The organism is Laribacter hongkongensis DSM 14985 (genome assembly GCF_000423285.1).
GTDB classification, from domain to species: domain Bacteria; phylum Pseudomonadota; class Gammaproteobacteria; order Burkholderiales; family Aquaspirillaceae; genus Laribacter; species Laribacter hongkongensis.
Window position 1 is genome coordinate 128390 of record NZ_AUHR01000005.1, and the last position, 25880, is coordinate 154269.

Genomic DNA, 25880 nt, shown 5'->3' on the forward strand with positions numbered 1-25880 from the left:
AGAAGTTGGCACATGAAAAAGATTACCCGTATCGGCATTGGTGGCCCGGTGGGCTCAGGCAAGACCGCCATCATCGAAGCCATCACACCGCTCATGCTCGACCTGGGCATCAAGGTGTTGATCATTACCAACGACGTGGTGACCACCGAAGACGCACGTCACGTGCAGCGCACCCTCAAGGGCGTGCTGGTGGAAGAAAAGATCATCGGCGTGGAAACCGGCGCCTGCCCGCATACGGCCGTGCGTGAAGACCCGTCGATGAACCTGGCGGCGGTGGAAGACATGGAGTCGCGCTTTCCCGACACCGACGTGGTGCTGATCGAATCCGGCGGCGACAACCTGACGCTGACCTTCAGCCCGGCGCTGGTGGATTTCTTCATCTACGTGATCGACGTGGCTGCCGGTGACAAGATTCCGCGCAAGAACGGTCCGGGCATCAGCCAGTCCGACATCCTGGTCATCAACAAGACCGACCTCGCACCCTATGTGGGGGCCAGCCTGGAGGTGATGGACCGCGATTCGAAATTCATGCGCGGCGACAAGCCTTTCATCTTCACCAACTGCAAGACCGGCGAGGGAATTCCGGAGCTGGTGCACCTGATCCACGACATGGCGCTGTTTGACGTGCCCATCAAGGAGGCATCGTGATCTTGACGGACGTCAACGCCTTCAGGAATGCCATCGCCGCGTTTGACGACGCGGCGGAACTGGCTCCGTGGCGTGCCCGCCAGCCGCAGCAGATGGCGGTGGGCATGCCCGGCAAGGTGGGCTACCTGCGGCTCGGCTTCGAGCTGCGGCACGGCCGCAGCATCCTGGCCGACCTCTACCGGGTGGCGCCGCTGCTGGTACAGCAGGCGCTGTACTGGGACGAGGCGCTGCCGGGCATGCCCTACGCCATGATCATCTCGACCGGTGGCGGCACCCTGCAAGGAGACCGGCTGGGCATCGACATCAAGGTCGGGGCCGGAGCCATGGCCCATGTCACCACGCAGGGGGCAACGCGGATTCACGAGATGGACGCCAACTATGCCGCGCAATCGCAGTCGATCGTGCTGGAAGACGGCGCCTATCTCGAATACCTGCCGGACCCGACCATCCCGTACCGGAACGCACGCTACCTGACCCGTACCCACATCACGATCGACCCCGGCGCCACGCTGCTGTACGGCGAAATCGTGATGCCGGGGCGAAAGCACCACGGTACCGGCGAACGGTTTGCCTATGACCTCTTGTCGATGGCGGTCGATGCCCGACGTCCGGACGGCACGCCGGTCTTTGCCGAAAAGATCCTGGTCGAACCGCAGCGGCAGCCGGTCGGGCTGGCCGGAATCATGGCGGGCTACGACACCTTTGCCAATGTGCTGCTGCTGGCTCCGCCCGCAGTGGCGCAGGCCGTGCGCGAGCGTTGCCCGGCCGGACGCGATGCCGGGCGGCGGCTGCTGTTCGGCGCCAGCCGGCTGCCGCGCGAGGCCGGACTGATGTACCGGGTGGTGGGATGTGAGGCACGCGAAGTACGGCGTCAGGTCCGTGAATTCTGGCGGGCCGTGCGCGAAGTGGTGACCGGGGCAGGCTTGCCGGTCGATCTGGTCAGCCGCTGAGGACTTGCTGCCGGCGGCGTTTTCCGTTGTTTTTCAGGAGACAGTCCATCATGTCTACCGCCAATCCTCCCAGCCAGTTTCTCCGCAGTTACCTGCGCGGAGCCGGGCAGGTGTTTTTCATGGAGAACGCCATCACCGGCCTCTTCTTCCTGGCCGCCATATTCTGGGCCGGTTATGTCGAAGGCCAGCCTTCGACCGCATGGGGCGGGGCAGTGGGCCTGCTGGTGGCCACCCTGACGGCGCTGATGATCGATTCGGACGACACTGCCATCGGACAGGGGCTGTTCGGCTTCAACGGCGTGCTGGTCGGGGTGGCCGTGCCGACCTTTCTGGCCGACCACCCCCTGATGTGGCTGTATCTGGTCATCGGGGCTGCCGCGTCGACCGTGGTGCTGGAAGCCTTCAACAACGTCGTGACCAAACTGTGGGGCGTGGCGGCATCGACCGGCCCGTTCGTGCTGACGACCTGGATCCTGATGCTGGCCGCCTATTCGTTTTCAACCGTGCCGATCGCCGGCATGGGGCCGCCCAAACTGCCGATGCCCAACCTGGACCAGGCACCGTTGGTCCTGGGCGGAATGGACATCCTGCTGGTGCTGCTCAAAAACGTCAGTCAGGTGTTTTTGCTGGACAATCCGGTCAGCGGCATCCTGATCGTCATCGGGATTTTCTTTGAAGACTGGAAAGCCGGGATTGCCGCCATTCTAGGGTCGATCGTGGCGCTGGTGTTTGCCTGGCTGTTCGGCGCCTCGCACCACGCCATCGTCAACGGCCTGTACGGTTTCAGCCCGGTGCTGACCGCGATTGCCTGTGGCGTGATCTTCCTGAAGCCTGGCTGGAAAACCGCCTTTTTCGCCCTGCTGGCAACCATCTTCACCGTCATTATCCAGGGGGCACTGGATACCCTGCTGGCCCCGGTGGGCATCCCGACCTTTACCGCGCCCTATGTGCTGGCCATGTGGCTGTTCACCCTGCCCAAAAAGGAACTGGCACCCCATCCGCACGCTCCGCGTTCCGATACCAAGCTCAATACCGACAGCTGAAGCCGGGTGTCCGGCCCTGACACAACCTGGTTCCGGCCTGCATGTCGTGCTCGCCGGCCCCCGTTCTGCCCGGCATCGACGGTAGCCGGCCCGAGAGAGCGGACGAGGCTTGTCCGTCCTGCCCGGGAACAGCCGTTGCCCTGAATCCGACAACACAAGGAAAAATCCGATGCATATGGCCGATGCACTGCTGTCGCCCGCTGTGGGCGTAGGCTTTTACGTAATCAGTGGCGCAGCGCTGGCGCTGGCTTCCGGCAAGCTCAAGCGGCAACTGGCGCAGCACAGCGAGCTGGTGCCCTTGATGGGGGTGCTGGGAGCGTTTGTCTTTGCTGCGCAGATGATCAATTTCTCCATTCCCGGTACCGGTTCCAGCGGCCACCTCAGCGGGGCATTGCTGCTGGCAATCCTGCTGGGGCCATGGGCCGGGGTACTGGTGGTGGCGTCGGTCCTGCTGGTGCAGGCCCTGTTTTTTGCCGATGGCGGCCTGCTGGCTTACGGTGCCAATGTGTTCAACATGGGCATCATCGGCTGTTTTGCCATTTATCCGCTGGTATTCAGGCCGCTGGCCGGCGATTACAGCCGGCGCGAACGGGTGATGGCAGCCGCCGTGATCAGCGGCATGCTGTCCGCGGCACTGGGAGCGGTCGGCGTATCGCTGGAAACCTACTGGTCCGGCATCACGGTCTTGCCGCTGCGTGAATTCCTGATGCTGATGGTGCCGATCCATCTGGCCATCGGACTGGTCGAGGGCATGATCACCGGGGCACTGGTGCTGTTTGTCCTGCGGGTCCAGCCGGATTTGCTGATGACCGGCCGGCCGGTCCGGGAGGCGGCATCCACAGGCCGTCATGTGCTGGCCAAAACGGTGTTTGTGGCTGCGCTGCTGGTGGGCGGGGTGGTGTCGTGGTTTGCCTCGGCCAATCCGGACGGGCTGGAATGGGCGATCGACCGCATGGGCGCCACCGGGCATGTTGCGAGCGAAGCGCCGCCGGATACCCTGCATGCCGCAGCCGCTGCGGTGCAGGAGAAGCTGGCCGTCATGCCTGACTACGCCCTGCCGGCCGCGGCCGGCACCGTGAAACCGGCCGGCCGGTCCGGTGAATCGCTGGTGGCGCCGCAGACTTCGCTGGCCGGCATTGTCGGCAGCCTGGCGACGCTGGGCCTGCTGGTCGGCCTGGGCCTGTTGCTGCGGCAACGGCAGCGTTGTCGTCCTTCCGTGCATCCGCATCCGTGACGGGAAAGGCGGAGATGCAAAACGGGATGCCGGACCGGCATCCCGTTTTTGTTGTCCGGGCAGGACTTACATTTTCTGTTCGATGTGCTGCCAGGTTGTTTTCAGCTTGTTCCAGAAGCTGGCTTTCCGGTCTTTCTGGCATTCCGTCACCACCATCGGGGTGACTTTCAGGGCACCGGTTTCGTCCATGACGGCATCGACCGGCTGGTGTTTCTTGTTCAGGCCTTCACTGAAATAGACGGCGTTGGGTTTGAACTGGTCGTCCAGCGTCAGGAATTCTTCGCAGGTCCATTGCGAGACGGGCTTTTTTGGCGGGGTGCCCGCCACGCTCATGGTTGCAAACAGGGCCAGTGCCAGGCCGGACAGGGCGAGAGAACGCTGCATGGTGGATCCTTTTCTTCGTGATCAGAATTGTCGATGACGACTTTTTCACCATACACCATGCAAAAAAGCTTGCCCGATGGCTTGGCTTTACGGCTTTTGATTGCCAGAGGTACCAACGGTCCAGAGCGGCTGCGCCGACCGGCTGATCCAGTGACCGACATTCTGGCGCAGCAGCAGGCTGATCTCGGTGGCCTGGCGACGAGCCTGGAGGTTGAGCCAGGCAAAGCCGGCAGCGTGGATGTCGCCGGAGGCCTGCCCGGGCGGCGTCCGTGATTCCGGCAGGGGCAGGGCGACGCGGAACAGGCGGTCCTGCCGGTCGAACTTCAGCGCATGTGCCGTGGTACGCAGCAGGGTCAGCGTGTGGCGGGTGGCGGGATACCAGACGGCAGACTGCGCCTGCAATTGCTGCGGTTCGGCGTGGGCCAGCGCATCGGCCAGCAGTTCCAGCAGTTCGATCATGCTGCGCTGGGTGCGCTGGATCTGCTCGAGATCCCGTTTGGGGAACCCGGTTTCGTCGAGCACGGCAGCAAACAGGGTGCGCTGCATCACCAGCCGCTTGTTCAGCGGCTCCAGCAAGGCCTGCATCAGTTTGGACGAGGGCAGGTCGAGGGTCGCCAGCCGGTTGTAGAGGCTGGCGCATTCACGCAGGTTGTCTGCCAGCAGGTAGCGCCAGTGGTCGGTGGCCCGCTGCGGCAGCAGGCGGGCAAAGGTCAGCGCCACGATGCCGCCGGCAAAGATATTGGCCGAACGCCACAGCGCAGCGTGCATGTCGGTGCTGCCCGGTCCGGCGATGATGGTCAGCGTCACGCCGGCAATCAGGGCGATGTAGCCCAGCGGACCAATGGCGAGATAGCCGCATATCGCCGCGGCCAGCACCAGCAGCACGTAGCCGAGCCAGGCCACTTTGGTGAAGAGGGCAATCAGCAGGATGCCCGCCAGTGCGCCGGCAGCCGTGCCGATGGCACGCTGGCGTGCCTTCTTGAAAATGCTGCCCAGATGCGGCAGCGAGCCCATGACGATCAGCACGGTGATCGACATCCATTCGCCGTGCGGGATGTCAAAGCCGAGGACCAGTGCAACCGTCAGCAGGTACGCCAGTCCGACCCGGACTGCGTGCAGGACCGGATAATGACGGTAGATCGAATAGGGGGACAGTGCCCGGCGCCAGAAGCGCGCTTGCCAGATGTGCACGTGAAAACCGTGATCCAGATTAATAGTCGCTGACAAAACCCGTTTCCCCTGCGGGCCCGGGTAACACCTTGCCTGTGCTCGCCTAGGGGCTTTGTTAGCCGCTCTGAAAGAGTTGCCGGCGACACAAGGTCGCGGCGGGTTGTTTCAACATACACCACGCCGGTCTGGAGGCCGGGAAGCAAAAACCCGCGCAGGGGATGCGCGGGTTGTGCAGGAGAGACCAGGAGGCTTACAGGAATTCTGCCACGCCGTAGCCGACGATGGTCACCAGACCGAACAGGAATACCAGGGCGGCCCAGCGGGTACGGTAGATCGCCAGTCGCGGCACGCGCTTCATCAGCATCACCGGCATGATGTAGCAGTAGAGCGCGATGATCGGGGCAGACATGGCACCGATGATCTTGAGGATCGGCGGGTTGACCACGGCCAGCAGCCACAGGCCGATGATCATGCCGATCGTGGTGTAGCGGCGCAGCTTCTTGTGGTTGAAGCGGGCCTTGGCATCGCTGTCGGCGCTCCAGGTCGCCACGCGGTAGATCATGCCGTCCAGGCCTTCGCGGGTGCCGATGAAGTGGCCGAAATACGAGCTGACAATGGCAATGAAGGCAACCAGCGGGATCAGGAACTTGAGCCACGGTTCGTGCGCCTGGAGCGAAATCATGGTCAGCACGTCGATGTTGTTGGCCTTGGCCGCCACCATGCTCTCCGGCGTCTGCGACAGCACGATCGAGAACACGAAGAACATCACGAATACCAGCAGGATCAGGCTGTTCCAGAACACCACGCGGTCGGTCTTGGCCACGGCGGCTTCGGCATTGTCGGCCTGTTCGCGGTAGTTGCGTCCCAGCGCCGAGCAGATCGGCGAGAAGTTCATGGCGAACACCAGCACCGGGAAGGTCAGCAGCAGGTTCTTGGCCACCAGACCACCGTCGAACGGTGCGGTGAACATGGAGAAATTCCAGTAGGGAATCATGTACAGCGACAACGCGAACAGGATGGCAATCAGCGGATACACCATGATCGACGTGACCTTCACCACCACCTTTTCACCGGCCAGGATCACCCCGGTCAGGCCGGTCAGCAGGATGCCGGTCAGGATCGGGCGCGAGATGCTGTCCATGCCGAGCTGGTTTTCCAGAAACGAGCTGACGATGTTGGTGACACCGGTGGCGTAGCCCACGCAGATGGTGATGATCGACAGGAAGTACAGGATGCTGACGATGAAGCCGGCGTTGCGTCCCAGGTCCTGCTCCACCACGCCGGTAATGTCGGTGGCGGTTTCGTTCGAGGCAACCAGGCGGGTGATGCCGCGGTGCGAATAATAGGTCAGCGGGAAGATGATGACCGTCAGGATGATCATGGGCCAGATACCGCCAAGCCCGGCCTGGATCGGCAAAAACAGGATACCGGCACCAATGGCCGTACCGAACAGGGTCAAAACCCATTCCATGTCGTAGCGGGTAAGGCTCGCGTTCAAGGTCATTCCTTCTAGTTCAGCTGGTGGCCGCAGGGCGGCCGGGACGGATTTGGCTGGAATGGCACTGGCTGGCCCATTCCGGAATGGCGCGGATTATAAGCAGGAGAATTTGAAAATTAGAACATTACGGAACAATAAATTTTAAGGCGGCCGCTATGGCATTTGTCATGTCTGGCCGGCTTTCAGGCTTGATTTGCCTGTTGTTTTCGGAAGGCGAGATGATTTTCCAATCAATCGAAAACAAACAGGCGCAAAAAAGGCGCCATATCGCGCCTTTTTTGTTCGAAAACGAAAATGTGATTTTTTGCCAGCCGTCGTCCGCCTGGCTGTTTCAACTGACAGCCGGTGCAAACAAACGCGGCAAACCATCCAGTCCGACATAACGGAGTGAAACGTCAGCGTGCTGGCGCACCACCGGTTTGGGGTGCATGCCGACGCCCAGACCTGCCACGGCCAGCATCTTGAGATCGTTGGCACCATCGCCCATGGCAATGGTCTGGGCGGGAGCCAGGCCCATTTCATCGCGCAGGCGCACCAGCCAGTCAGCCTTGGCCTGGGCATCGATCACGTCGCCCAGCAGGCGACCGGTCAGGTGGCCGTTGACCACTTCCAGCTCGTTGGCCACGGCGTGGTCCAGTCCGAGCTCGTCGCGCAGCCGGTCGGTAAAGAAGGTGAATCCGCCGGAAATCAGCAAGGTGCGGATGCCGGCATCGCGACAGGCCCGGACCAGCTCGCGGGCGCCGGGCATCAGTTTCAGCCGTTCGCGGTAGACCTGCTCCAGCGCTGACAGCGGCAGGCCCTCCAGCAGGGCCACCCGTTCGCGCAGCGACGCGGTGAAATCAAGTTCGCCGGCCATCGAGCGGGCCGTGATGGCAGCAACCTGCGGCTTGATGCCCTGCATGTCGGCGATTTCGTCGATGCACTCGATGGCAATCAGCGTGGAATCCATGTCGCTGACCAGCAGGCGGAAATCCTCCCAGCGGCGCCCGTCCTCGACAAAGGCGCAGTCGACCGGATAAGCCTCGCAGAAGGCATCGATTTCCAGGCGGCTGTCGGTGTGGGCATCGCACAGGCGGTAGGCCTGGCCGGGTACCAGGGTTTCGATGCGGGAGGCGCGGCTGAGCCGGACCAGGGTATCCAGGTGAGGGGCCGGATCGTTGGGAGCCTGAACGATCAGATGGTGGCGCATGGCAAGGTCCTGAAGCGTGAAGCGGGCATTGTAACGCCTTGCCGGCAACGCGGCATTCATCGGGCATGTTCGTCCGGGCGGGAAAAGCTGACCCATGCCAGCCGGCAATCGGCCAGCCAGCCCGGTTCGCCGGCAGCCGGCAGGGCAGGTTGTCCGGCAGTGACCGGCTGCTCCTGTCGCAGGTTGCAACGCCACGGGCGCACGGCACCGGGCAGGGTGTCCAGCTGGTGCAGGAATGACGGCAGGGCCGCAGGACCGGCCAGCCGGGCGGTGACCTGGAGCGGGCTGGCTTCCAGCCGCAGCGTGAGCATGGCTTGTGGCAAGGCCCACGCCGGTTGCGCCTGTATCCCGATCCGGTAGCCATGCGGCGGCAGGGACTGGTGCTCCAGCAGGTTGACCAGCTGCATGCGCTCCTGTGGCTGCAACCAGCGCTGGCGCGCCAGGTAGGTCAGGGCCGGCCGGTATTGCTGCCAGTGAACAAGGTCCTGCTGGCGCTGCTGCAAGGATTGCCCGGCGGCCTGTGCTGCGGCCCGGGCGGCATCCCGTCCGTCCCGGGCCTGTTCGTATCCGTGCCAGCCGGTCAGCAAGCTTGCCAGCAACAACCCGGACGCAGCGCCGGCGGCCAGCGCCGGGCGCCGGTAGTGCGGCCAGCCGGCACGGCTGAACAGGGAATCAACGGGCGGTTTTGGCATGGGCAGCAGGGGGCAGGCGTACCGCCAGCGTGAAACGGGCCTGGGCATCCAGCAGGGGATGCCGTCCTTCCAGCACGGCGGTGGGTGCAACATTGATCGGAGGAGAAGGCTGGTGGACCTGCAAGCCTGTGGCCTGCAAGCGGGCCTGCAGGCTGGCGAATCCGGCCAGCTGGTCGCGGTACGGCGCAGCCGGGCGGGCGGGTTGCAGGGCCAGTCGTGCCCAGTTGCCCAGCGGCTGGCGCAGGTCCAGTTCCGGCAGGGCCGGAGCCGGCTGGCCTTTGGGCAATGGCTGGTGATGATCGGGCTGCCAGTCCAGCGTGACCAGCCGGAAGTCGGGGGTTTCTGCCAGCACGGCCAGCAGCTTTTGCATCAGCTCATCCGGCAGCGGCATGTGCTGCCGGATGGCCCGGCTGTTTTCGACCAGTGCCCGCACGTCTGCGGCCGGAATGCGGACAGGAAGCCGGATGGCGGCTGCCGTGTGCTGTAGCTGGCGGGCCTGTTCAGCCAGTTGCTGCCGCTCGGCGTCCAGCTGGCGGATGTACCACGTACTCATGGCACCGATGCCGGCAGCCATGCCGCATGCAATGACTGCCGTCATGGTCAGCCCGTGACGGAGCTGCCGGTATTGCCAGTAGCGGCGCAGGGCAAAACGGCCGTAATCATTGCGGCCTTGCCGCGCCAGCGCCAGCAAGAAAGCGCGGCTGTCGGGCGTGGCAGGCAGCTTCAGCCGGCGGGCGCATTCGCCGATGCCTGCATGCACGACATCAACCCGGTCACCGAACTGCATGTCGGCTGCCGGTTGCAGGCCGGGTGCGGTCAGCACCAGCACCGTAGCGCGGTCGTTGAGGCCGGTCTGCTGGATGCTGGCCAGATAGTCGAGGACGATGCGGGTTTCACGGGCCAGCCCGGCCTCGATGGCGGTATCGTTTTCCAGCTGTACCAGGCGGGCAAGATGCAGGATGCCGTCACGGAACCAGGCATAGCGCAGGCAGCCGTCGCCGGTATGGCTGACCAGCAGCAGCCGTGGCAGGTGCAGGCCCAGCCGGCCGGGCAGGTTGTCTGCCTGCAATGCCAGCGATTGCACGCTGGCAATCGGGATATTGGCCGCCAGCAGTGGTTCGAGCCAGTCCAGCACGGCCTGCGGGTCGGCAAAGCCTGCCAGCAGGGCCTGGTGCGTCCCGCGCTGATGCCGCCAGCGCAGGGTGCGCAGTTGCGGTTGGGGCAGCAGGGTGGCCAGCCGGCGCAGGCCCCAGCGCTGGCGGTCGCGCAGGCCGACTTTGGGAGCGGTATCGACATGCAGGATTTCGCCCGGCAGGTCCAGCACGACCCGGATGACGGCATCCGGAGCATGCCGGACCAGGTAATCTGCCAGCTGGCCGGGAGCTTGCGGGTCATCACCGGCAAAGCGGATTTCCGGTGCGGGAGCGGCCGGGCCGGCGGACCAGAGGCTGGCGCCATGGCTGTTCAGGTACAGGAAGCGTTCGGCCGCCATGGCTTATCTCGAAAGGTTGCTGATCATGTCGTAGATCGGTCCCAGGACCGCGCTCATCACCAGCGCCAGCAGCAGGCCGAGGGCTACGGTCAGCATGGGTTCGATCAGGGCCTGCAACCGGTCGATCGACTCCTTGACGTCGCGGTCGTAAAAATAGCCGACGTTGGCCAGCGCCGTATCCAGCGCGCCGGTCTGCTCGCCGATCTTGAGCATGCGCAGCACCAGCGGCGGAAATAGCTCGCTTGCCGCCATGCTGTCGGTAATGCCCTGTCCCTCGGTAATGCGGCGGCGGCTGTCTGCCAGCGCCTGTGCCACCCGCAGGTTGCCGGCGCCCTGTTCGCAGACTTGCAGGGCGGTCAGGACCGGCACCCCGGCGCTGTACATCAGGGCAAAGGTGGCAGCAAAGCGCGCGAGGATGACTTTCTGGTACACCGGCCCGACCGGCTTCAGGCGCAGCTTCCAGCTGTCGAACAGCAAGGCTGCCGCCGCCGAGCGGCGACGCAGTGCCTGATAGGCCGCCACCAGCGTCAGCGGCACCAGCGGCATCAGCCAGCCAAAATGGACGAACACATCGGACACGGCCAAAAGGATGCGGGTCTGGAGCGGCAGCTCTTTCTGGATGTCGCGGATGAAATCCACCAGTTGCGGTACCAGGTAGGTCATCAGGAAGATGATCACCAGCAGTAGCATGGTGCCGACGAAGGCCGGATAGAGCAGGATTTTCCTCGTCTGGGCAATCAGCTCGTCCTGCCATTTGAGCTGGTCTGCCAGCCGGGCCAGCACGTCCGGCAGGGCGCCGGTGGTTTCGCCGGTGGCGACCAGGTTGACGAACACGCTGTCGAATACCGACGGATGCTCGGCCAGGGCCTCGGAAAGGCGTTTGCCGCCTTCGATGTCGAGCACCAGCATGGCGAGGATTTCGCGGAACAGCGGCGAGCTGGCACTGTCGCGCAGGTCGGCCAGTCCTTCAAGCAACGGCACGCCGGCCCGCAGGGTCTGGTCCAGGTAAAAGCAGAAATGGATGCGCTCCTGCCGCGGCAGGGTCTTGCGCCGCAGCCAGTCGAGGAGGCCGGCCCGCTGCGGACGGGCATCGAGGGTGACCAGTCCCAGCCGGGTCAGGCGCTGGTCCAGGTCCAGATCGTTGGCGGCGACCATGACACCTTTGACAATGCGGCCATCGGCGCGTGCCGCCCGGTAGGAAAATTGCATGGTGCGGCTCCTAGATCCGGTCCGTCAGGTCGATCACGCGGGCCACCTCTTCCAGCGTGGTCCGGCCCGCTGCCACCTTGGCGCAGGCGTCGTCGGCCAGAGTGCGGAAGCCGTGGGCCAGTGCGTGCCGTTTCAGCTCCTGCAAGGTGGCGCGACGGCCGACCAGTTCGTCCAGCCCGGCCGTCATGCGCAGGATTTCCATGACGGCCAGCCGTCCGCGGTAGCCGCTGTGGTGACAGGCCGGGCAGCCGCGGGCGCGGTACAGGCAGGCGCCGGCGGCCTCCAGACCAAGCACCCGTACTTCGTATTCTTCTGCGGCATAAGGTTCCCGGCAGTGCAGGCACAGCTTGCGCAACAGGCGCTGGCCGATCACGCCGACAATGTTGCCGGCCATGATGTCGGGCAGCACACCGATGTCCAGCAGGCGGGGAATGGCACCCAGCGCCGAACTGGTGTGCAGGGTGGAATACACCTGATGGCCGGTCATGGCGGCGCGGAATGCCATTTCGGCCGTGTCGTGGTCGCGGATTTCACCGACCAGGATCACGTCCGGATCCTGGCGCATCAGCGAGCGGATGCCGCTGGCGAAGTCGAACTTGACCGTGTCGGATACCGAGCTCTGGCGCACCATCGCCATCGGGTATTCCACCGGGTCTTCCAGCGTCATGATGTTGACGGATTCGCTGTTGAGGTGGTTGAGCACCGAATACAGCGTGGTGGTCTTGCCCGAGCCGGTTGGTCCGGTTACCAGAATGATGCCTTCCGGGCGCGCCATCATCAGCCGCAACTGGTCAAGCTGTCCGGGCGGCAGGTCGAGCTGGTCCAGCGGCACGATGCCCTTGAGTCGGTCCAGTACGCGCAGCACCAGGTTTTCGCCATGCACGGTGGGCTGGGCGGCCACCCGGAAATCGATGGTACGGCCGCTGAGGAACAGCGAAATGCGCCCGTCCTGTGGCGCCCGCGTTTCCGCGATGTTCATGCCGCTCATGATCTTCAGGCGCACCACCATGGCCGGCCAGTAGGTCTTGTGCAGCGAGCGGATCTGGCGCAGCACGCCGTCGATGCGGTAACGGATGCGGATGAAGCTTTCTTCCGGTTCGAAGTGCAGGTCGGAGGCTTCGCGCTGCACGGCATCAGCCAGCAGGGCATCGATCAGCCGGACCACCGGCTGGCTGTATTCGCCTTGCCCCAGCGCCAGGCTGGCGGCATCCACTTCGCCGGTTTCGATCTCGCGCAGGATGCCGTCAATCGACAGTTCGTAGCCGTAATACTGGTCGATGGCCCGGTTGATGTCGCTTTCGCTGGCCAGCACCGGCACGATGTGGCGCAGGCGGTTGCCGGCCTGCAGGCGGATCTGGTCCAGCGCCACGATGTTGTTGGGATTGGCCATCGCCAGGGTCAGCTGGCCCGTGGCCTCGTCCCAGACCAGCGGAAACAGTGAATGGCGTTTGGCCTGCTCGCGCGGCACGTATGCAAGGGCGGCGCGGTCGACGACCAGTCGTGACAGGTCGACCGTACGGGTGCCGATTTTTTCCGACAGCGCCTCGCGCATGGCCGCTTCGGTAATGAAGCCCAGCCGGATCAGCATTTCGCCAAGTTTGGCACCGCTGCGTTTTTGCTCGGTCAGGGCGATGGCCAGCTGATCCTGGGAAATCAGTCCGCGCAGGACCAGCAGCTCGCCCAGCGGCAGGCGCGGCGCATTCATGGCTGCTCTCCGATTTCGGCCAGCCGGCGGCGGGCGGCCGTCCGGTCAAAGCGGGCATTGGCCGTTTCGGCCAGTTGCAGGGCTTCGGCATACTGGCGGGCTGCCAGGGTTGTTTCGCCCAGCCGGTCCAGCGTCACGGCGAGGTTGAAACGGTAGTCCGGCTGCATGGGCGCTGCGGCCACGGCAGCGAACCAGTGCGCTTGAGCCTGCATCCAGTCGCCTTGCTGCATGGCCTCCTGGGCTGCCGAGACTTCGGCCTGGCTGCTGGCCGGGGCGGCTGCCTGCATCCGGGCCGTCGGCGCCGGTGGCAGCAGTCTGGCGACGTCAGGTTCGTCATGCAGCGTGATCAGGCGCGTGCCGTCGGCTGCCAGACGGTTATGCAACAGGCCGGCCGGTGCCTTGTCTGTCGGATCGGCCGGTGGCGCCATGTCCTGTGGCTCGCTGGTGGCCGGTACGGAGGCTGCGGGAACGGCAGCGGGAGGCTGCGCCGGCAGGGGCAGGGGGGGGCCGCTGTCCAGCAGGTCGGCAAACGGATCGGGTTCGGCGGCAGGTGCTGATGCCGGCGCCACCGGTCGCGCTGGCCGTACCGGAAGCGGCGCTGCTTCGTCCGGCGCCAGCCACCACAACAGGCCGGCACTTCCCGTGCAGGACAGCAGCAGCAAACCCAGCAAATACCACGTCCGGGCCGGCAGTTGCGGCAGGCGGCGCGGAGCCGGGCGCGCCTCAAACAGGCGGCGGGCTTCGGCGGCGGTAGCGACAGGCGCGCTGGCCGGGCTGGCAATGGTCGTGGCGTTGCCGGCCGTAGTGCCTGAGTCAGCAGGCAGGACGGGGGCTACGGCCGAAGCGAGGGGCGAGGAAGCTGCCGGGGATGAGGATTGTGGTTGCATTCCGGCGTGACCGGGAGCCGGGCTCAAGGCTGGAGCCGGCATGTTGTCCTGATGCGTACCGGCAGGACGGGGCTGCGGCCCGGTCGCTGCGGTGGCCGGTGCAGGCAGGAAATCGGCCAGCTGCTCTGCGGTAGGAAACCCGGCGGAGACTCCGGCATCAGGGGCAAGGGAGGTCGTCCCCGGCATTGTCGACAGGCTGGTGCTGGCGTGCCGGGGCCGGGGGGCTTCGGGGGCAGTGATTGCTGAAGTCTCTGTCGCGGGCAGGGGAGCGTCCGCCGGGGCGAGGGACAGGGACGACAGACCCGGCGTTCTGGCCGGGCCAGGTGCCGGGGGCACGGCTGTCTGCGTGCGTGCTGTTGCAGCCTCTGTCGTGTCTGCCAGCGTCAGGGAACGGGCGGGTGACGGAGTGGCTGCTGGTACCGGAGCAGGTCGGGGAATGGTCTCCTGGACCAGACCGGACTGCCGGGCGGTTTCGGCACGTTTGAGGGCTTCGAGCAGGACACTCACTGGTAGTTCCCCTCGTAGGACAGGACACCGCCTATCTGGCGGAAATCCTGCCGGCCATCAAGAAAGCGGCTGTCGGGCAAGGCATTGCGCAGGGCTGACAGGTCTGTCGTGAGCGAAGGCTGGCTGACCAGTGTCGGCTTGAGGAAAACCACCAGTTCGGTCTTGCGTGCGCTTTCCTTGCGCAGGCCGAACAGGGCGCCCACGACCGGCAGCTGGGACAGGAGGGGGATGCCGTTGCTGTCCTTGTCGATCTTGTCCTGGATCAGCCCGCCCAGCACGCCGATCTCGCCGCTTTGCAGGCGCAGGGTGGATTCCAGCTCGCGTACCTGTAATTGCGGCACCAGGCCCAGGCCGGGATCGCTGGCGCCCTTGTCGGCCAGTACCAGCTGTACGGCCGGGTCCCGCTGGAAGCCGGTGATGTTGGTGATGGTCGGGCGCACGTTGAGCGAAACCCGGCCGTCCGGGGCGATTTGTGGCGTGATGTTCATCACGATGCCGACCGGGACGCTGTGCAGCTCGCTTTCGTAGGTGGTGGTCGGCGGGTTGGTGGTGGTACCCGGTTCGTACTTGATCTTGAGGGTGAAGTAGGGAACGTTGTCGACCACTTTCAGGATGGCGGACTGGTTGTTGAGTGCCATCAGCTTGGGGCTCGACAGGACACGGGTACGGCCAAAGCCTTCCAGCAGGCGGATGGCGGCCGAGAGGCTGCCGCTGCGGTAAAGGCCGGTAAAGGCCGGTGTGGTGGACCCCTGAAGGACCTGGCCGACCGTGCCGAAATACTGTGCCGGGTTGCCGGCATTCTGTGAGAGGCCGTTGCCGGAAAAATTGCTGGCGAACTGCCAGTTCTTGCCGTCTCCGATGCGGCTCCAGTCGACACCGGCCTGATAGTCACGCGTCAGTTCGACTTCGGCGATGGTGGCTTCGATCATGACCTGGCGCAGGCTGGCATGGCGGACCTGTGCCAGATAGGACTGCACCTGCTTTTGCTGGCGCTGGGTGCCGCGCACGACCAGCACGCCGGTTTCCGGGTTGACCATGACGTTGCGGACCGGATCGGTTTCGGTCCGCTGGGTCGAGGCCGGTACGGGAATGGCCGGAGTTGCGGCTCCCCCTTGCCAGACCGGGTTGAGCCCGGCCATCAGGTCCAGCATGCTTCCGCTGCTACCGGCCGCCGGTTTGCTCCCGGCCGGTCGGGGCATGGCCGGCAGGCCGTTCTGGGTGGTGACCACGATCTTTTCCTTGTCGCGCAGCATTTCCTCGATGTTTTTCTGCAGCGTGGTCCAGAAACCGTTGCTGGATTCGGTGGTGATCCTGGAGGACGAACCGTTGCTGGCGGCGGCATTGTTGCCACCGACGCTGGCAAGACCGGAGTTGACGTCGATTTCGGTCTTGGTGACGCGGCTGATGTTGACGTAGTCGAGGGTGTATTCCTGCAGGTAGGGCTCGTCCGGTTCAACGATCAGGGTGCCGTGCTCCAGTTTCCAGCGCAGTGACACCTGGCGGGCCAGCCGGTCGAGAATCTGCGGCAGGGTCTGCCGGATGGCGTTGAGCGTGACGAGGCCGCTGATCTGCGGATGGATGTCGAGATTGATGCGCGCATCCTTGGCGATGGAGGCGAGCAGCTCACGGACCGGTGCCGACCGGCTGATGATGATGCTGTAGACCGGTGCTGCCACAGTGGCCTGGTCAGGCACCGGCAATGGCACCGGAGCCGGGATGCTGCCGGCCGGCGGACTGTCGGACTGCCCCAGATGCTGGGGGGAGGGCATGACGCGCGGCGGAGTCTGGCAACCGGTCAGCAGGACCAGCAGGAGCGGGGAAAACGGCAGCAGACGGGAGTGATGCATGGCTCAGGCAATCCGGTAAGGGTATCCCGCCAGCCGGGCCAGCCAGCCGCGCGGAGTCACGAAAGGGGCATCGGCAAGGGCTTGCAGAACGTGGCGGCGGCTGACGCGCCGGCTGTTGCCGGCGAAGGCGGCCAGGAGGCTTTTGTCTGCCAGCAGGTTCAGGCGCCGGACAAGTCCGCGAGAAGCCTGGCACACGAGCCGCAGGGCACCGGCATCAAAGAGGCGCTCACCCTGGCTGCCGGCCCGTTGCAGGCGGAAGGCGAGATAGTCGGCGCATTCGGCCGGCGTGAGCGGATGCAGGGCAAAGCTGTGCTGGATGCGCTCGCGCAGCTGGCGCAGGTCCTGCCGGGCGAGCATGGCGTCGAGTTCGGGCTGGCCGAACAGGATGATCTGCAACAGCTTGTGGGTGGCGGTTTCCAGGTTGGACAGCAGGCGGATTTCTTCAAGGCTGTCGCGCGGCATGGCATGGGCTTCATCGATCAGGACCACGACCTGCCGGCCTTGCAGTTGCCGTTCGATCAGGGTGTCTTGCAGGCGGCGGATGCGGTCGGGCACTTTGCCTGGCGGCAGGCCCAGCTCGGCGGCCACGGCGGCCAGCAGTTCGCGCGGGCTCAGGCTCGGGTTGGCCAGATAGATCAGGTCGGTCTGCGGAGCCAGCCGGCAGGACAGCATGCGCAGCAGCATGCTTTTGCCGGTACCGACTTCTCCGGTTATCTTGACCAGGCCGTCACCTTGCCGCTGGGCATGGCAAACCGCGTCCAGAACCGCGCCGCGTTGTGCACCGGCATAGAAAAAATCCGGATGCGGCGTCATGCCGAAAGGTGAGCGGATTAGACCGAAATGTTGCAGATACATGGGGTGGGCGGCTTCCGATTTGGCGCGATGCCGGAGCGGCAATTACAATCATCGGTTTGTCGTAAAGGGCACGGATCAGGTGTGCCCGGCCAGCGCCGGTCAGGGTTCAGGCTGATGATGCTTTTGTGAATGTTTCTCTCTGACCGGATTATGTCTGTTTCAATATTTTTCACGTTTTATTCATTTTGAATAACGCTACTTAATAACGGATGTTGCATGTGAGTCAAGGCAACTTTATTGAATTGTCCGGTGTCAGCTTCGGCTACGGCGCACGTCCCATCTTCCGGGACGTGTCGCTGACCGTGCCCAAAGGCCGGCTGGTCGCCATCATGGGTGGTTCCGGCAGCGGCAAGACCACGCTCCTGAAGCTGATTTCCGGCCAGATCAGGCCGACAGCAGGTACGGTGCGCGTCAACGGGGTGGACATCTCGACACTCGACGATGCCGGGCTCTATCGTTTGCGGCGGCAGATGGGCATGCTGTTCCAGTTCGGTGCCCTGTTTACCGACCTATCGGTGTTTGACAACGTGGCATTTCCGATGCGCGAGCACACGGACCTGCCCGGGCCGATGATCCGCGATCTGGTGCTGATGAAACTTGAAGCAGTGGGATTGCGCGGCACGGCCGGCCTGATGCCGGCAGAGCTTTCCGGCGGCATGGCCCGCCGGGTGGCGCTGGCGCGGGCGATCGCCCTTGATCCGGCCCTGATGCTGTACGACGAGCCGTTCACCGGGCTGGACCCGATTGCACTGGGCACCATTGCCTATCTGATCAAGCGCCTGAATACGGCGCTTGGAGCCACGGCCGTCATGGTGACGCACGACGTGCACGTGTCGCTGGACGTGGTGGACTACGTCTATTTTGTCGCCGATGGCGGCGTGGTGGCCGGCGGCACGCCTGACGAAGTGCGGCAGTCGGACGATCCGTTCGTGCGCCAGTTCGTGCATGGTGAGGCGGATGGCCCGGTGCGCCTGCATTATCCCGCACCGGACTACGCGGCAGACCTGGGACTGGGAGGGCGCCATGCTTGACGGAATCCTCAAGGCGGTGGCCGGCATCGGGCACCGCATCATCGAAGGCGTCTGGCGGCTCGGATTTGCCCTGCGCTTCCTGGCTGCCATCGTGCGGCATTCCGGTACGGCGCTGCTGCGGTTCCAGCTGACGATCCGCGAAATCTATTTCGCCGGGGTACTGTCGCTGATCATCATCGTGGTGTCCGGCACCTTCGTCGGCATGGTTCTGGGCTTGCAGGGCTACACCACCCTGATGCGCTTCGGCTCGGCCGATGCGCTGGGCGGGCTGGTGGCGCTGTCGCTCCTGCGCGAGCTGGGGCCGGTACTGGCGGCCATCCTGTTTGCCAGCCGTTCCGGCAGTGCCATGACAGCGGAAATCGGCCTCATGAAAGCCACCGAGCAGCTCGACGCCATGGCTGTCATGGCCGTCAATCCGGTGGCTCGCGTGGTGGCGCCACGCTTCTGGGCCGGCGTGCTGTCAATGCCGCTGCTGGCTGCCCTGTTCAGCGTCATGGGCATCTTTGGCGGTTATTTTGTCGGTGTGGTGATGATCGGACTGGATCACGGAGCGTACTGGTCGCAGATGCAGGCGGCAGTCAGCCTGCACGAAGACGTGATCAACGGCATCATCAAGAGCGGCGTGTTCGGCGTTGCCGTCACCCTGATTGCCGTGTTTGAAGGCTATGATGCCCAGCCCACCGCAGCCGGCGTGTCCGCTGCGACGACCCGGACGGTGGTGACATCGGCCCTTGTTATCCTGGCGCTGGACTTTGTCCTGACCGCCTTCATGTTTTGAACCGATAACCGGATGAAGATGCTTCATGAAACGCGCAACGATTGATCTGTGGGTGGGGATTTTCGCCCTCATCGGCTTTGGAGCCATCCTGTTCCTGGCCCTCAAGGTGGCGAATCTGACTACGACTTCTACTGGTACTACCTATACCGTAGTAGCGGATTTTGACAATATCGGCGGGCTCAAGGTGCGGGCTCCGGTCAAGGCTGCCGGCGTGATCGTGGGGAGGGTGACCGACATCCGTCTGGATACCCATACCATGCGTGCCCGGGTGGCGCTGGCGCTGGATTCGCAATACCAGTTTGCCCGTGATGTGGCTGCCTCCATCAATACGTCGGGACTCCTGGGCGAACAGTACGTGGCCCTGCTGGACGGCGGTGATACGGAAATGCTCAAGGCCGGTGACCGCATCCAGATCACGTCGTCGGCCATGGTGCTGGAAGATTTGATCGGCAAGTTCATGACGAGCTTTGCCGAACAGGGAGCCGGCGAACCGGCCGGCAAGCCCTGACTGATCGCAGGAGAGGGAAGAAAATGATGAAAAAGTGGTTGGCCCTGATGGGGCTTGTGACGGTCTGCCTGCTGCCGGTGGCGGCTCATGCGGAAACGGCTGACCAGATGGTGCGGCAGACTTCGCGTGAAGTGCTCGACATCATCAAGAAGGAAAACGGCAAGAACACGGCGCGCATCCGTGCCGAGGTCGAAGCGGCGGCCGTGCCGAAGTTCGACTTTACCCGCATGACAGCCCTGGCGATCGGTCGTGGCTGGCGCCAGGCCTCACCGGAGCAGCAGGCCCAGCTAACCGAGCAGTTCCGCTCCCTGCTGGTGCGTACCTACGCAGCCACCATGGTGCGCTTCAAGAATGCCCGCATCGATGTATCCGATAACGTGGTCCTGTCTGCCGAAGGACGCGAAGCCATTGTGCGCACCAGCGTGGTGGCTGGTGGTACCGACGGCAGCAAGCCGGTGCAGGTGGATTACACCCTTTACAAGACACCTGCCGGCTGGAAGGTATACAACGTCAGCGTCGAAGGTGCCAGCCTGGTCACGGTGTACCGCAGCAACTTCACCGAAATCCTGTCGCAATCCGGTGTCGAAGGCTTGCTCCAGAGCCTGCGCGACAAAAATGCCCAGCTGGCAGCCCGCAATGGCGCGGCATCCTGACATGACCAGCGAACTGGCCCTGCCGTCGGCCGTCACGTTCGACGAGGTCAGCGGCTTGTTGCGCAACTGGTTGCCGGCCGTACGCGCGGCAGATTGCCGGCTTGACTGGGCCGCCGTACGGCGCGTGGACTCGGCCGCGCTGGCGCTGGCACTGGAGCTGTCCCGGGAAGCCGGGCAGCACGGACATTCCTTGCAACATCTCCACCTGCCGGTGGAAGTGGAGAGCCTGATTGATCTCTATGGACTACAAGCCTTCATCACGGCTGCGTAGCGCGCTGTACGCCTGCCTGCTTGCGGCAACCTTGGCCGGATGCGCCACGGGCCAGGATCCGCGTGATCCGTACGAAGCCTATAACCGCAAGATGTACGCCTTCAACAATGCGGTTGACCGCGCAGTGGTCAAGCCGGTTGCCGAGGGCTACCAGAAGGTGACGCCGCAGCCGGTGCAGACCGGTATCCGCAATTTCTTTGACAACCTGTATGACGTGGTCAGCCTGGCCAACAACATCCTGATGCTGCGTCCGGTGCCGGTGATGAACGACCTGATGCGGGTATCGGTCAACACCGTTTTCGGTCTGGGCGGGCTGATCGACGTAGCGTCGTCCATGGGGCTGGAAAAGAACCAGAACGGTTTTGGTGACACGCTGGCCCACTACGGCTGGGACAACAGCGCCTATTTCGTGCCGCCGCTTTATGCACCGTCAACGGTACGCGACACTCTCGGCCTCGGCGTGGACTACTTCAGCATGCCGTCGCGCGAGATTTTCACGACGACCTGGACCGACCTTAATTCCACCATCGTCAACCAGGTGGACGAGCGGGCCCGCCTGTTGTCGCTGGAACCGGCACGGGAAGCTGCTCTGGACGAGTACGCCTTTACCCGTGATGCCTGGCTGGCCTACCGGGCCCGGCAGCTTGGTCAATCCGTACCGCAGGACGCACCGGGTGAAGAAGACATCGATATCGACGAACTGGTTTCGCCGGAGCCGCAACTGCAATAGCAGGGCCGGCCATGCCTGACTGCTGCCGGTTATGCCTGGGCGCTTGTGCCGCAAGAGGTGGTTGAATCCGGCTTCGGCCGGGAAACGGCTGCAGACCGGCATGCGGATGCCGGTCTGCAGCCGCGGAGTATGCAGTACCGGTATTCCGCGACTGCCGGGTGATTCTGGTGTGCCCCGAGACTGGTTGACGGTCAGCTTGTCGTCCGTCTTTACGTAAAACCCCCGCCAGACTGGATCTGGCGGGGGTTTTTGTCTGAAGGCGGATCAGTTCATCCGTTGGCGGATCAGGCCGGCCAGCCGGCCCAGGCCGTCCTCCATTTGCTCCGGCGTGGCCAAGCTGAAATTGAAGCGCAGATGTCCGGTTACGCTGCCTTCGGTCGGGTAGAACGGTTCGCCCGGCATGAAGGCAATCTTTTCTGCGGCCATGGCCGTCTTCAGCAGCTGCCGGGTATCGCAGTCCTGCTTCAGCGTCAGCCAGAAAAACAGCCCGCCAGCCGGTTTCTGCCAGTCCGCCAGATCCGTAAAGTGGCGCTCCAGGATGGCCTGCATGGTATCGCGCTTGCTGCGGTAGGCCGTTTGCAGGGCCTGCAGGTGGGCGTCGAATGCCGGGGTGCCGAGCCACTGGGCAATCAGCCACTGCCCCGGACGGTTGGAGTGCAGGTCTGCCGCCTGCTTCAGTTTGACAAACCACGGAAACAGGTCCGGCGAGGCAATCAGGTAGCCCACGCGCAGCCCTGGCGCCAGTGTCTTGGAGAAGGTGCCCATGTACACCCACGAGGTACGCTCGACCAGTGCGCAGACCGGTGTGCGGTCGACCTCGTCATAGCACAGCTCGCGATAGGGCTCGTCCTCGATCAGCGGAATGTTCAGCTCGTCCAGCGTGCGGGCGACCTCTTCACGGTCGGCCCGGCTGTAGCACAGGCCGGACGGATTCTGGAACGTGGGAATCAGGTAGGTGAAGGCCGGTGTCACTTCGCGCGCCAGTGCCCGCAGGGCATCGCAATCCAGTCCGGTGGCCGTGGTCGGCAGGCCGCGGATGTCGGCGCCGAAGAAGCGGAACGATTGCAGGGCTGCGAGGTAGGTCGGGGCTTCCATCGCCACCGGGGTGGCCGGATCAATGAACAGCTTGGAAACTAGGTCCAGTGCCTGCTGCGAGCCCGACAAGACCAGCACCTGGTCCTTGGTGCAACGGATCCCCAGTTTTTGCGCGTCGCGGGCGATGGCTTCACGCAGGGCCGGCTCGCCTTCGCTCATGCCGTATTGTTCGGTGTCAAACGGTACGCTGGACCAGTTGAGCTTCGGCAACAGGTCGGTGGCAGGCAGGCCGCCGGCAAACGAGATCACCCCGGGTTGCTGGGTGGCGGCGAGGATTTCGCGGATCAGCGAGCTGGTCAGCTGGCTCGCGCGTTGGGAAAACTGGGGCATGCGGATTCTCGGTAGGCTTGGACTGAATGCCGTCGATTCTGCGATGCCCCGGATAAATTGGTCAATGACGAAGTGCTACCACCAGCGCATGGACAATCCGTCGCGTACACCGTCGGCAATCTGCATGCCCAGACGCTTGCCCAACCGGCTGGAGAAGCTGTCTTTCGGGGTAAAGTCGACCACGTTGTCGGTATCCAGCTGTTCGCGGGCAATGGCGTCCACATTCGACAGCCCGTCAATCAGCCCCAGGGGCACGGCCTGGCTGCCCAGCCAGACTCGACCGGTAAACAGGTCTTCGCCGGTTTGCAGGCGTTTGCCGCGCCCTTGCCTGACCGCAGTGATGAACTGGCCGTGGATGGTATCAAGCAGCTCCTGGCGCATGCTGACCTGCGCCGGTGTCTGCGGGCTGAAGGGGTCACCCATGCCTTTGTCCCGGCCCGAGGTCGCCAGCCGGCGCTCGATGCCGAGTTTTTCCATGGCGCCGGTAAAGCCGAATCCTTCGGACAGTACCCCGATCGAACCCACGATGCTGGCCTGGTTGGCAAAGATCTTGTCGGCAGCGCTGGCAATGTAATAACAGCCGCTGGCACATACTTCCTCGACGGCCACCAGTACCGGGATGTCCGGGTGCAGGGTTTTTTGCCGGCGGATTTCGTCGTAGGCCATGCCTGACAGCACCGGGCTGCCGCCCGGACTGTTGGCACGCAGGATGATGCCGCGGGTATTCGGGTCCTTGTAGGCGTTTTTCAGGCCGTCGCTGATTTTGCGGGCACTGTCGTTTTCGTTGTTGATGACCCCGTTGATGTCGATCACGGCGGCGTGCGGCCGGCCACCGGCCGGCAGGCTGTCATTGCTGTTGCCGAACCAGCTGGCAAACAGCGGCAGGGCGACCAGCAGGATGACGGCCAGCCAGGTCAGGCGGAAAAAGATGGCCCAGCGGCGGGCGCGACGCTGTTCGGTCACGGCTGCCAGCAGGGTTTTTTCAATCACGTCGCGTTCCCAGGGTTCGTTCATGTGCGGTCCGGGTCAAGGGAAAAAGGATCGGGCAGGATAAGGGAAAATCAGCGCGGCAGCTGGCGCAGCCAGCCGTCAAACTCACCAAAGCCGGAGAACAGCTTGAGCGGCGACAAGGCAGCCAGGGCTTCATGCGGATGGGCGCCCTGGGCCAGACCGGCAGCCGGGACCCGGGCGTTTTGCGCCATCAGGAGGTCGTGGGTGGTGTCGCCGACCATCAGGGTGCGCCCTGCATCGACGCCGAAATACCGGGTCAGTTCGTCCAGCATCTGCGGGTCCGGCTTGGAGGCGCATTCGTTGACGGTACGGGTGGCATCGAACAGTCCGGCAATGCCGGTCTGTTCCAGCACCCGGTCCAGTCCGGGGCGGCTTTTGCCGGTCGCGATGGCCAGGAAATAGCCTTGTTCCCGGTAGTGGCAGAGGGCATCAGCCACGCCGGCAAACAGCTGCATGTCGTCTTCCGGATCAAAAAAGAAACGCCGGTAAGCGTCGACCATGTCGGCGTAACGCGCTTCCGGCAGGCCCGGGCTGACGTGGCGCATGGCATCGGTCAGTCCGAGCCCGATCACGTAGGCGGCTGAGCGGTGGTCGGGCACGGGCAGGTCAAGGCTGGCGCAGGCACGCTGGATCGAGCGCACGATATGGGCGGTCGAATCCATCAGGGTGCCGTCCCAGTCGAATACCAGCAGGTCGAAAACGGGAGTGGTCATTCGGGCAGGGTCTCGATGAAACGGTTGAGTTCGTCCGGCAGCGGGGCGCGGAATTCCAGTAGCTGGCCGGTCAGCGGGTGTTGCAGGCGCAGCTGCCAGGCATGCAGGAACATGCGTTTGAGTCCCTGCCGGGCCAGATCCTTGTTGGTTGCGTAGTCACCGTATTTGTCGTCGCCGGCAATCGGGCAGTCGGCCGACTGCATGTGGACGCGGATCTGGTGCGTGCGGCCGGTCTGCAAGGTGGCTTCGATCAGAGTATGGCCGGCAAAGCTGCGTACGATGCGGAAATCGGTGTGCGAGGCCTGGCCGCCGGCTTCGTCTACCCGGACCCGGCGTTCGCCATCGGGCAGGGTGTATTTGGTCAGCGGCTTCTTGACCGACTTGCGGGCCGGATTCCAGCGGCCGACGCCGAGTGCCAGATAGCGTTTGTCGAGCATGTTGCGGCGGATCATGTCGTGCAGGGCCACGAGTGCCGAGCGCTTTTTGGCGATCAGCAACAGGCCGGACGTGTCGCGGTCCAGCCGGTGGACCAGCTCCAGGAATTTTGCCTGCGGACGGGCAGCGCGCAGCTGCTCGATCACGCCGAAGCTGACGCCGGAGCCACCGTGGACGGCAACGCCGCAAGGTTTGTCGATCACCAGCAGGGCATCATCTTCGAAGACGACCGGAAAGGCCGCGGCCGGTACCGGGCGCGTGGCAGCCGGGCGTTCGGCAATGCGGATGGGCGGGATGCGTACGACGTCGCCGGTTTCCACCCGCTGGTCGACCTGGCAGCGTCCCTTGTTGATCCGGACTTCTCCGCCGCGCACGATGCGGTAAACGTGGCTTTTGGGTACACCCTTGAGGATTTTGATCAGCCAGTTGTCAAGGCGCTGTCCGGCCTCGTCGTCGGTGATGGTGTGGAAGGTGACGGAATCTTTGCTCGGGGGTGTCATATTGCTTATACTTCCGGTCGCTTTGCGACTCTGGTGCTGCGGCAACGGAAGACGCAAACCACTGCGCTGCGAACCAGGTTGAAATGATGATTTCGTCTCCTGCCGGTCGCAGCGGCACTACCGGCGGCACTCAGGGTGTCGACCTGACGCGGTGCAAAATCAAGGCAGGCGGCGGCGGTTGTTTCGCTCACCGAAAAGTAGCGATGTTAATGCATTTACGCGCACGACGCACCCAAGCAAGTTCCTGCTTCCTGATGCCTAGCCAGTCAGGAAGCCATGCAGCAAAGTTTGACCCGACACAGCCCCCTCGGCGTCGGTTCCGCCTGTCGTTGCCAGTCTGGGCGGTCTGATTGCCACCGGCTCCTGCCATGCCGGGCGGGCCGGGCTGTGATGAAATAAGACGCCGGCTAACCGAACCGTTCCCGTTCTTTATCCGATCTGTGGCGCATCTTCGGTCAACGTTGTCCGGACGGCCCGCTTTGGCGGCCCGGACAATGGTCAAATACTGGCTGCCT

25 protein-coding genes are annotated in these 25880 nt (G+C 64.0%); 10 read left to right on the forward strand and 15 right to left on the reverse strand.

Features of this window, described 5'->3' with window-relative positions:
* Positions 1-12: 12 nt before the first annotated feature.
* The 4 genes from ureG (at position 13) to G542_RS0106420 (ending at position 3875) form a co-directional block, all read left to right on the forward strand.
* Positions 13-648 carry an urease accessory protein UreG gene (gene ureG, locus G542_RS0106405; protein ID WP_012696524.1) on the forward strand — a complete coding sequence of 212 codons (636 nt, stop codon included), beginning with the start codon at positions 13-15 and terminating at the stop codon, positions 646-648.
* Positions 645-1598 (forward strand): urease accessory protein UreD, encoded by a 954-nt coding sequence (locus G542_RS0106410; RefSeq protein WP_081666765.1) that lies wholly within the window; start codon positions 645-647, stop codon positions 1596-1598. The genes ureG and G542_RS0106410 overlap by 4 nt, the downstream gene beginning before the upstream one ends.
* A 50-nt stretch (positions 1599-1648) precedes the next feature.
* Positions 1649-2641 carry an urea transporter gene (gene yut, locus G542_RS0106415; RefSeq protein ID WP_027823691.1) on the forward strand — a complete coding sequence of 331 codons (993 nt, stop codon included), beginning with the start codon at positions 1649-1651 and terminating at the stop codon, positions 2639-2641.
* Between the two features lie 169 nt (positions 2642-2810).
* Entirely contained in the window at positions 2811-3875 is a 1065-nt protein-coding gene (locus tag G542_RS0106420) for an energy-coupling factor ABC transporter permease (protein ID WP_027823692.1), read from the forward strand.
* A gap of 66 nt (positions 3876-3941) precedes the next feature.
* Here the strand turns inward: G542_RS0106420 and hdeA are convergent, their stop codons facing one another.
* From hdeA to G542_RS16170, 11 genes are all read right to left on the reverse strand, one after another.
* Complete coding sequence (hdeA, locus tag G542_RS0106425) at positions 3942-4259, reverse strand: acid-activated periplasmic chaperone HdeA (protein ID WP_027823693.1); 318 nt, start codon at positions 4257-4259, stop codon at positions 3942-3944.
* A gap of 87 nt (positions 4260-4346) precedes the next feature.
* Positions 4347-5450 (reverse strand): FUSC family protein, encoded by a 1104-nt coding sequence (locus G542_RS16160; RefSeq protein ID WP_051189948.1) that lies wholly within the window; start codon positions 5448-5450, stop codon positions 4347-4349.
* A 229-nt stretch (positions 5451-5679) separates the two neighbouring features.
* Positions 5680-6927 (reverse strand): amino acid permease, encoded by a 1248-nt coding sequence (locus G542_RS0106435; protein ID WP_012696531.1) that lies wholly within the window; start codon positions 6925-6927, stop codon positions 5680-5682.
* Between the two features lie 331 nt (positions 6928-7258).
* Positions 7259-8116 carry a phosphoserine phosphatase SerB gene (gene serB / locus G542_RS0106440; protein ID WP_027823695.1) on the reverse strand — a complete coding sequence of 286 codons (858 nt, stop codon included), beginning with the start codon at positions 8114-8116 and terminating at the stop codon, positions 7259-7261.
* A gap of 56 nt (positions 8117-8172) precedes the next feature.
* Entirely contained in the window at positions 8173-8808 is a 636-nt protein-coding gene (locus tag G542_RS0106445; protein WP_027823696.1) for a hypothetical protein, read from the reverse strand.
* Positions 8789-10300: a hypothetical protein gene (locus G542_RS0106450; protein ID WP_027823697.1), complete on the reverse strand. Its 1512-nt coding sequence runs from the start codon at positions 10298-10300 to the stop codon at positions 8789-8791. The genes G542_RS0106445 and G542_RS0106450 overlap by 20 nt, the downstream gene beginning before the upstream one ends.
* A gap of 3 nt (positions 10301-10303) precedes the next feature.
* The gene (locus G542_RS0106455; RefSeq protein ID WP_027823698.1) at positions 10304-11509 is read right to left on the reverse strand and encodes a type II secretion system F family protein; all 1206 of its coding nucleotides are present in this window, start codon (positions 11507-11509) and stop codon (positions 10304-10306) included.
* 10 nt (positions 11510-11519) lie between these two features.
* Positions 11520-13214 (reverse strand): GspE/PulE family protein, encoded by a 1695-nt coding sequence (locus G542_RS0106460; RefSeq protein WP_027823699.1) that lies wholly within the window; start codon positions 13212-13214, stop codon positions 11520-11522.
* Complete coding sequence (locus G542_RS0106465; RefSeq protein WP_027823700.1) at positions 13211-14101, reverse strand: hypothetical protein; 891 nt, start codon at positions 14099-14101, stop codon at positions 13211-13213. Before G542_RS0106465 ends, G542_RS0106460 begins: the two co-directional genes overlap by 4 nt.
* 503 nt (positions 14102-14604) lie before the next feature.
* Positions 14605-16455, reverse strand: a complete 1851-nt coding sequence (locus tag G542_RS16165; RefSeq protein WP_051189950.1) for a pilus (MSHA type) biogenesis protein MshL — start codon at positions 16453-16455, stop codon at positions 14605-14607.
* A 3-nt stretch (positions 16456-16458) separates the two neighbouring features.
* Positions 16459-17310, reverse strand: a complete 852-nt coding sequence (locus tag G542_RS16170; protein WP_211218790.1) for an ExeA family protein — start codon at positions 17308-17310, stop codon at positions 16459-16461.
* A gap of 209 nt (positions 17311-17519) precedes the next feature.
* Between G542_RS16170 and G542_RS0106480 the strand changes: the two genes are divergently transcribed.
* The 6 genes from G542_RS0106480 to G542_RS0106505 are packed head-to-tail and all read left to right on the forward strand — an operon-like array spanning position 17520 to position 21281.
* Positions 17520-18341, forward strand: a complete 822-nt coding sequence (locus G542_RS0106480) for an ABC transporter ATP-binding protein (protein ID WP_190273272.1) — start codon at positions 17520-17522, stop codon at positions 18339-18341.
* On the forward strand, positions 18334-19119 hold the full coding sequence (mlaE, locus tag G542_RS0106485; RefSeq protein ID WP_012696542.1) for a lipid asymmetry maintenance ABC transporter permease subunit MlaE: 786 nt from the start codon (positions 18334-18336) through the stop codon (positions 19117-19119). Before G542_RS0106480 ends, mlaE begins: the two co-directional genes overlap by 8 nt.
* A gap of 25 nt (positions 19120-19144) precedes the next feature.
* Positions 19145-19627, forward strand: coding sequence for an outer membrane lipid asymmetry maintenance protein MlaD (gene mlaD / locus G542_RS0106490; RefSeq protein ID WP_012696543.1), 483 nt, complete (start codon positions 19145-19147; stop codon positions 19625-19627).
* Between the two features lie 23 nt (positions 19628-19650).
* Positions 19651-20280: an MlaC/ttg2D family ABC transporter substrate-binding protein gene (locus G542_RS0106495; protein WP_228369931.1), complete on the forward strand. Its 630-nt coding sequence runs from the start codon at positions 19651-19653 to the stop codon at positions 20278-20280.
* Position 20281: 1 nt separating this feature from the next.
* Positions 20282-20551, forward strand: coding sequence for an STAS domain-containing protein (locus G542_RS0106500; RefSeq protein ID WP_012696545.1), 270 nt, complete (start codon positions 20282-20284; stop codon positions 20549-20551).
* Positions 20520-21281: an MlaA family lipoprotein gene (locus tag G542_RS0106505; protein WP_012696546.1), complete on the forward strand. Its 762-nt coding sequence runs from the start codon at positions 20520-20522 to the stop codon at positions 21279-21281. Before G542_RS0106500 ends, G542_RS0106505 begins: the two co-directional genes overlap by 32 nt.
* Positions 21282-21545: 264 nt before the next feature.
* Here G542_RS0106505 and G542_RS0106510 read toward each other — a convergent pair whose 3' ends face one another.
* The 4 genes from G542_RS0106510 to G542_RS0106525 form a co-directional block, all read right to left on the reverse strand.
* On the reverse strand, positions 21546-22706 hold the full coding sequence (locus tag G542_RS0106510; RefSeq protein WP_027823702.1) for an aminotransferase-like domain-containing protein: 1161 nt from the start codon (positions 22704-22706) through the stop codon (positions 21546-21548).
* 75 nt (positions 22707-22781) lie between these two features.
* Positions 22782-23720, reverse strand: coding sequence for a S49 family peptidase (locus tag G542_RS0106515; RefSeq protein WP_027823703.1), 939 nt, complete (start codon positions 23718-23720; stop codon positions 22782-22784).
* Between the two features lie 47 nt (positions 23721-23767).
* Positions 23768-24430, reverse strand: coding sequence for an HAD-IA family hydrolase (locus G542_RS0106520; RefSeq protein ID WP_027823704.1), 663 nt, complete (start codon positions 24428-24430; stop codon positions 23768-23770).
* Positions 24427-25365, reverse strand: a complete 939-nt coding sequence (locus G542_RS0106525; RefSeq protein WP_012696550.1) for an RluA family pseudouridine synthase — start codon at positions 25363-25365, stop codon at positions 24427-24429. The genes G542_RS0106520 and G542_RS0106525 overlap by 4 nt, the downstream gene beginning before the upstream one ends.
* Between the last annotated feature and the right edge of the window lie 515 nt (positions 25366-25880).

Excerpts from the sequence above, each read along its gene's own strand:
- G542_RS0106460 (WP_027823699.1), bottom strand. The coding sequence starts at position 13,214 with ATGAATGCGCCGCGCCTGCCGCTGGGCGAGCTGCTGGTCCTGCGCGGA.
- G542_RS0106520 (WP_027823704.1), bottom strand. The coding sequence starts at position 24,430 with ATGACCACTCCCGTTTTCGACCTGCTGGTATTCGACTGGGACGGCACC.
- G542_RS0106495 (WP_228369931.1), top strand. The coding sequence starts at position 19,651 with ATGATGAAAAAGTGGTTGGCCCTGATGGGGCTTGTGACGGTCTGCCTG.
- G542_RS0106505 (WP_012696546.1), top strand. The coding sequence starts at position 20,520 with ATGGACTACAAGCCTTCATCACGGCTGCGTAGCGCGCTGTACGCCTGC.
- mlaE (WP_012696542.1), top strand. The coding sequence starts at position 18,334 with ATGCTTGACGGAATCCTCAAGGCGGTGGCCGGCATCGGGCACCGCATC.
- serB (WP_027823695.1), bottom strand. The coding sequence starts at position 8,116 with ATGCGCCACCATCTGATCGTTCAGGCTCCCAACGATCCGGCCCCTCAC.
- hdeA (WP_027823693.1), bottom strand. The coding sequence starts at position 4,259 with ATGCAGCGTTCTCTCGCCCTGTCCGGCCTGGCACTGGCCCTGTTTGCA.
- G542_RS0106465 (WP_027823700.1), bottom strand. The coding sequence starts at position 14,101 with ATGCAACCACAATCCTCATCCCCGGCAGCTTCCTCGCCCCTCGCTTCG.
- yut (WP_027823691.1), top strand. The coding sequence starts at position 1,649 with ATGTCTACCGCCAATCCTCCCAGCCAGTTTCTCCGCAGTTACCTGCGC.
- G542_RS16170 (WP_211218790.1), bottom strand. The coding sequence starts at position 17,310 with ATGTATCTGCAACATTTCGGTCTAATCCGCTCACCTTTCGGCATGACG.
- G542_RS16165 (WP_051189950.1), bottom strand. The coding sequence starts at position 16,455 with ATGCATCACTCCCGTCTGCTGCCGTTTTCCCCGCTCCTGCTGGTCCTG.
- G542_RS0106500 (WP_012696545.1), top strand. The coding sequence starts at position 20,282 with ATGACCAGCGAACTGGCCCTGCCGTCGGCCGTCACGTTCGACGAGGTC.
- G542_RS0106525 (WP_012696550.1), bottom strand. The coding sequence starts at position 25,365 with ATGACACCCCCGAGCAAAGATTCCGTCACCTTCCACACCATCACCGAC.
- G542_RS0106515 (WP_027823703.1), bottom strand. The coding sequence starts at position 23,720 with ATGAACGAACCCTGGGAACGCGACGTGATTGAAAAAACCCTGCTGGCA.
- G542_RS0106455 (WP_027823698.1), bottom strand. The coding sequence starts at position 11,509 with ATGCAATTTTCCTACCGGGCGGCACGCGCCGATGGCCGCATTGTCAAA.
- G542_RS0106510 (WP_027823702.1), bottom strand. The coding sequence starts at position 22,706 with ATGCCCCAGTTTTCCCAACGCGCGAGCCAGCTGACCAGCTCGCTGATC.
- mlaD (WP_012696543.1), top strand. The coding sequence starts at position 19,145 with ATGAAACGCGCAACGATTGATCTGTGGGTGGGGATTTTCGCCCTCATC.
- G542_RS0106450 (WP_027823697.1), bottom strand. The coding sequence starts at position 10,300 with ATGGCGGCCGAACGCTTCCTGTACCTGAACAGCCATGGCGCCAGCCTC.
- G542_RS0106445 (WP_027823696.1), bottom strand. The coding sequence starts at position 8,808 with ATGCCAAAACCGCCCGTTGATTCCCTGTTCAGCCGTGCCGGCTGGCCG.
- ureG (WP_012696524.1), top strand. The coding sequence starts at position 13 with ATGAAAAAGATTACCCGTATCGGCATTGGTGGCCCGGTGGGCTCAGGC.
- G542_RS0106420 (WP_027823692.1), top strand. The coding sequence starts at position 2,811 with ATGCATATGGCCGATGCACTGCTGTCGCCCGCTGTGGGCGTAGGCTTT.
- G542_RS0106480 (WP_190273272.1), top strand. The coding sequence starts at position 17,520 with ATGTTGCATGTGAGTCAAGGCAACTTTATTGAATTGTCCGGTGTCAGC.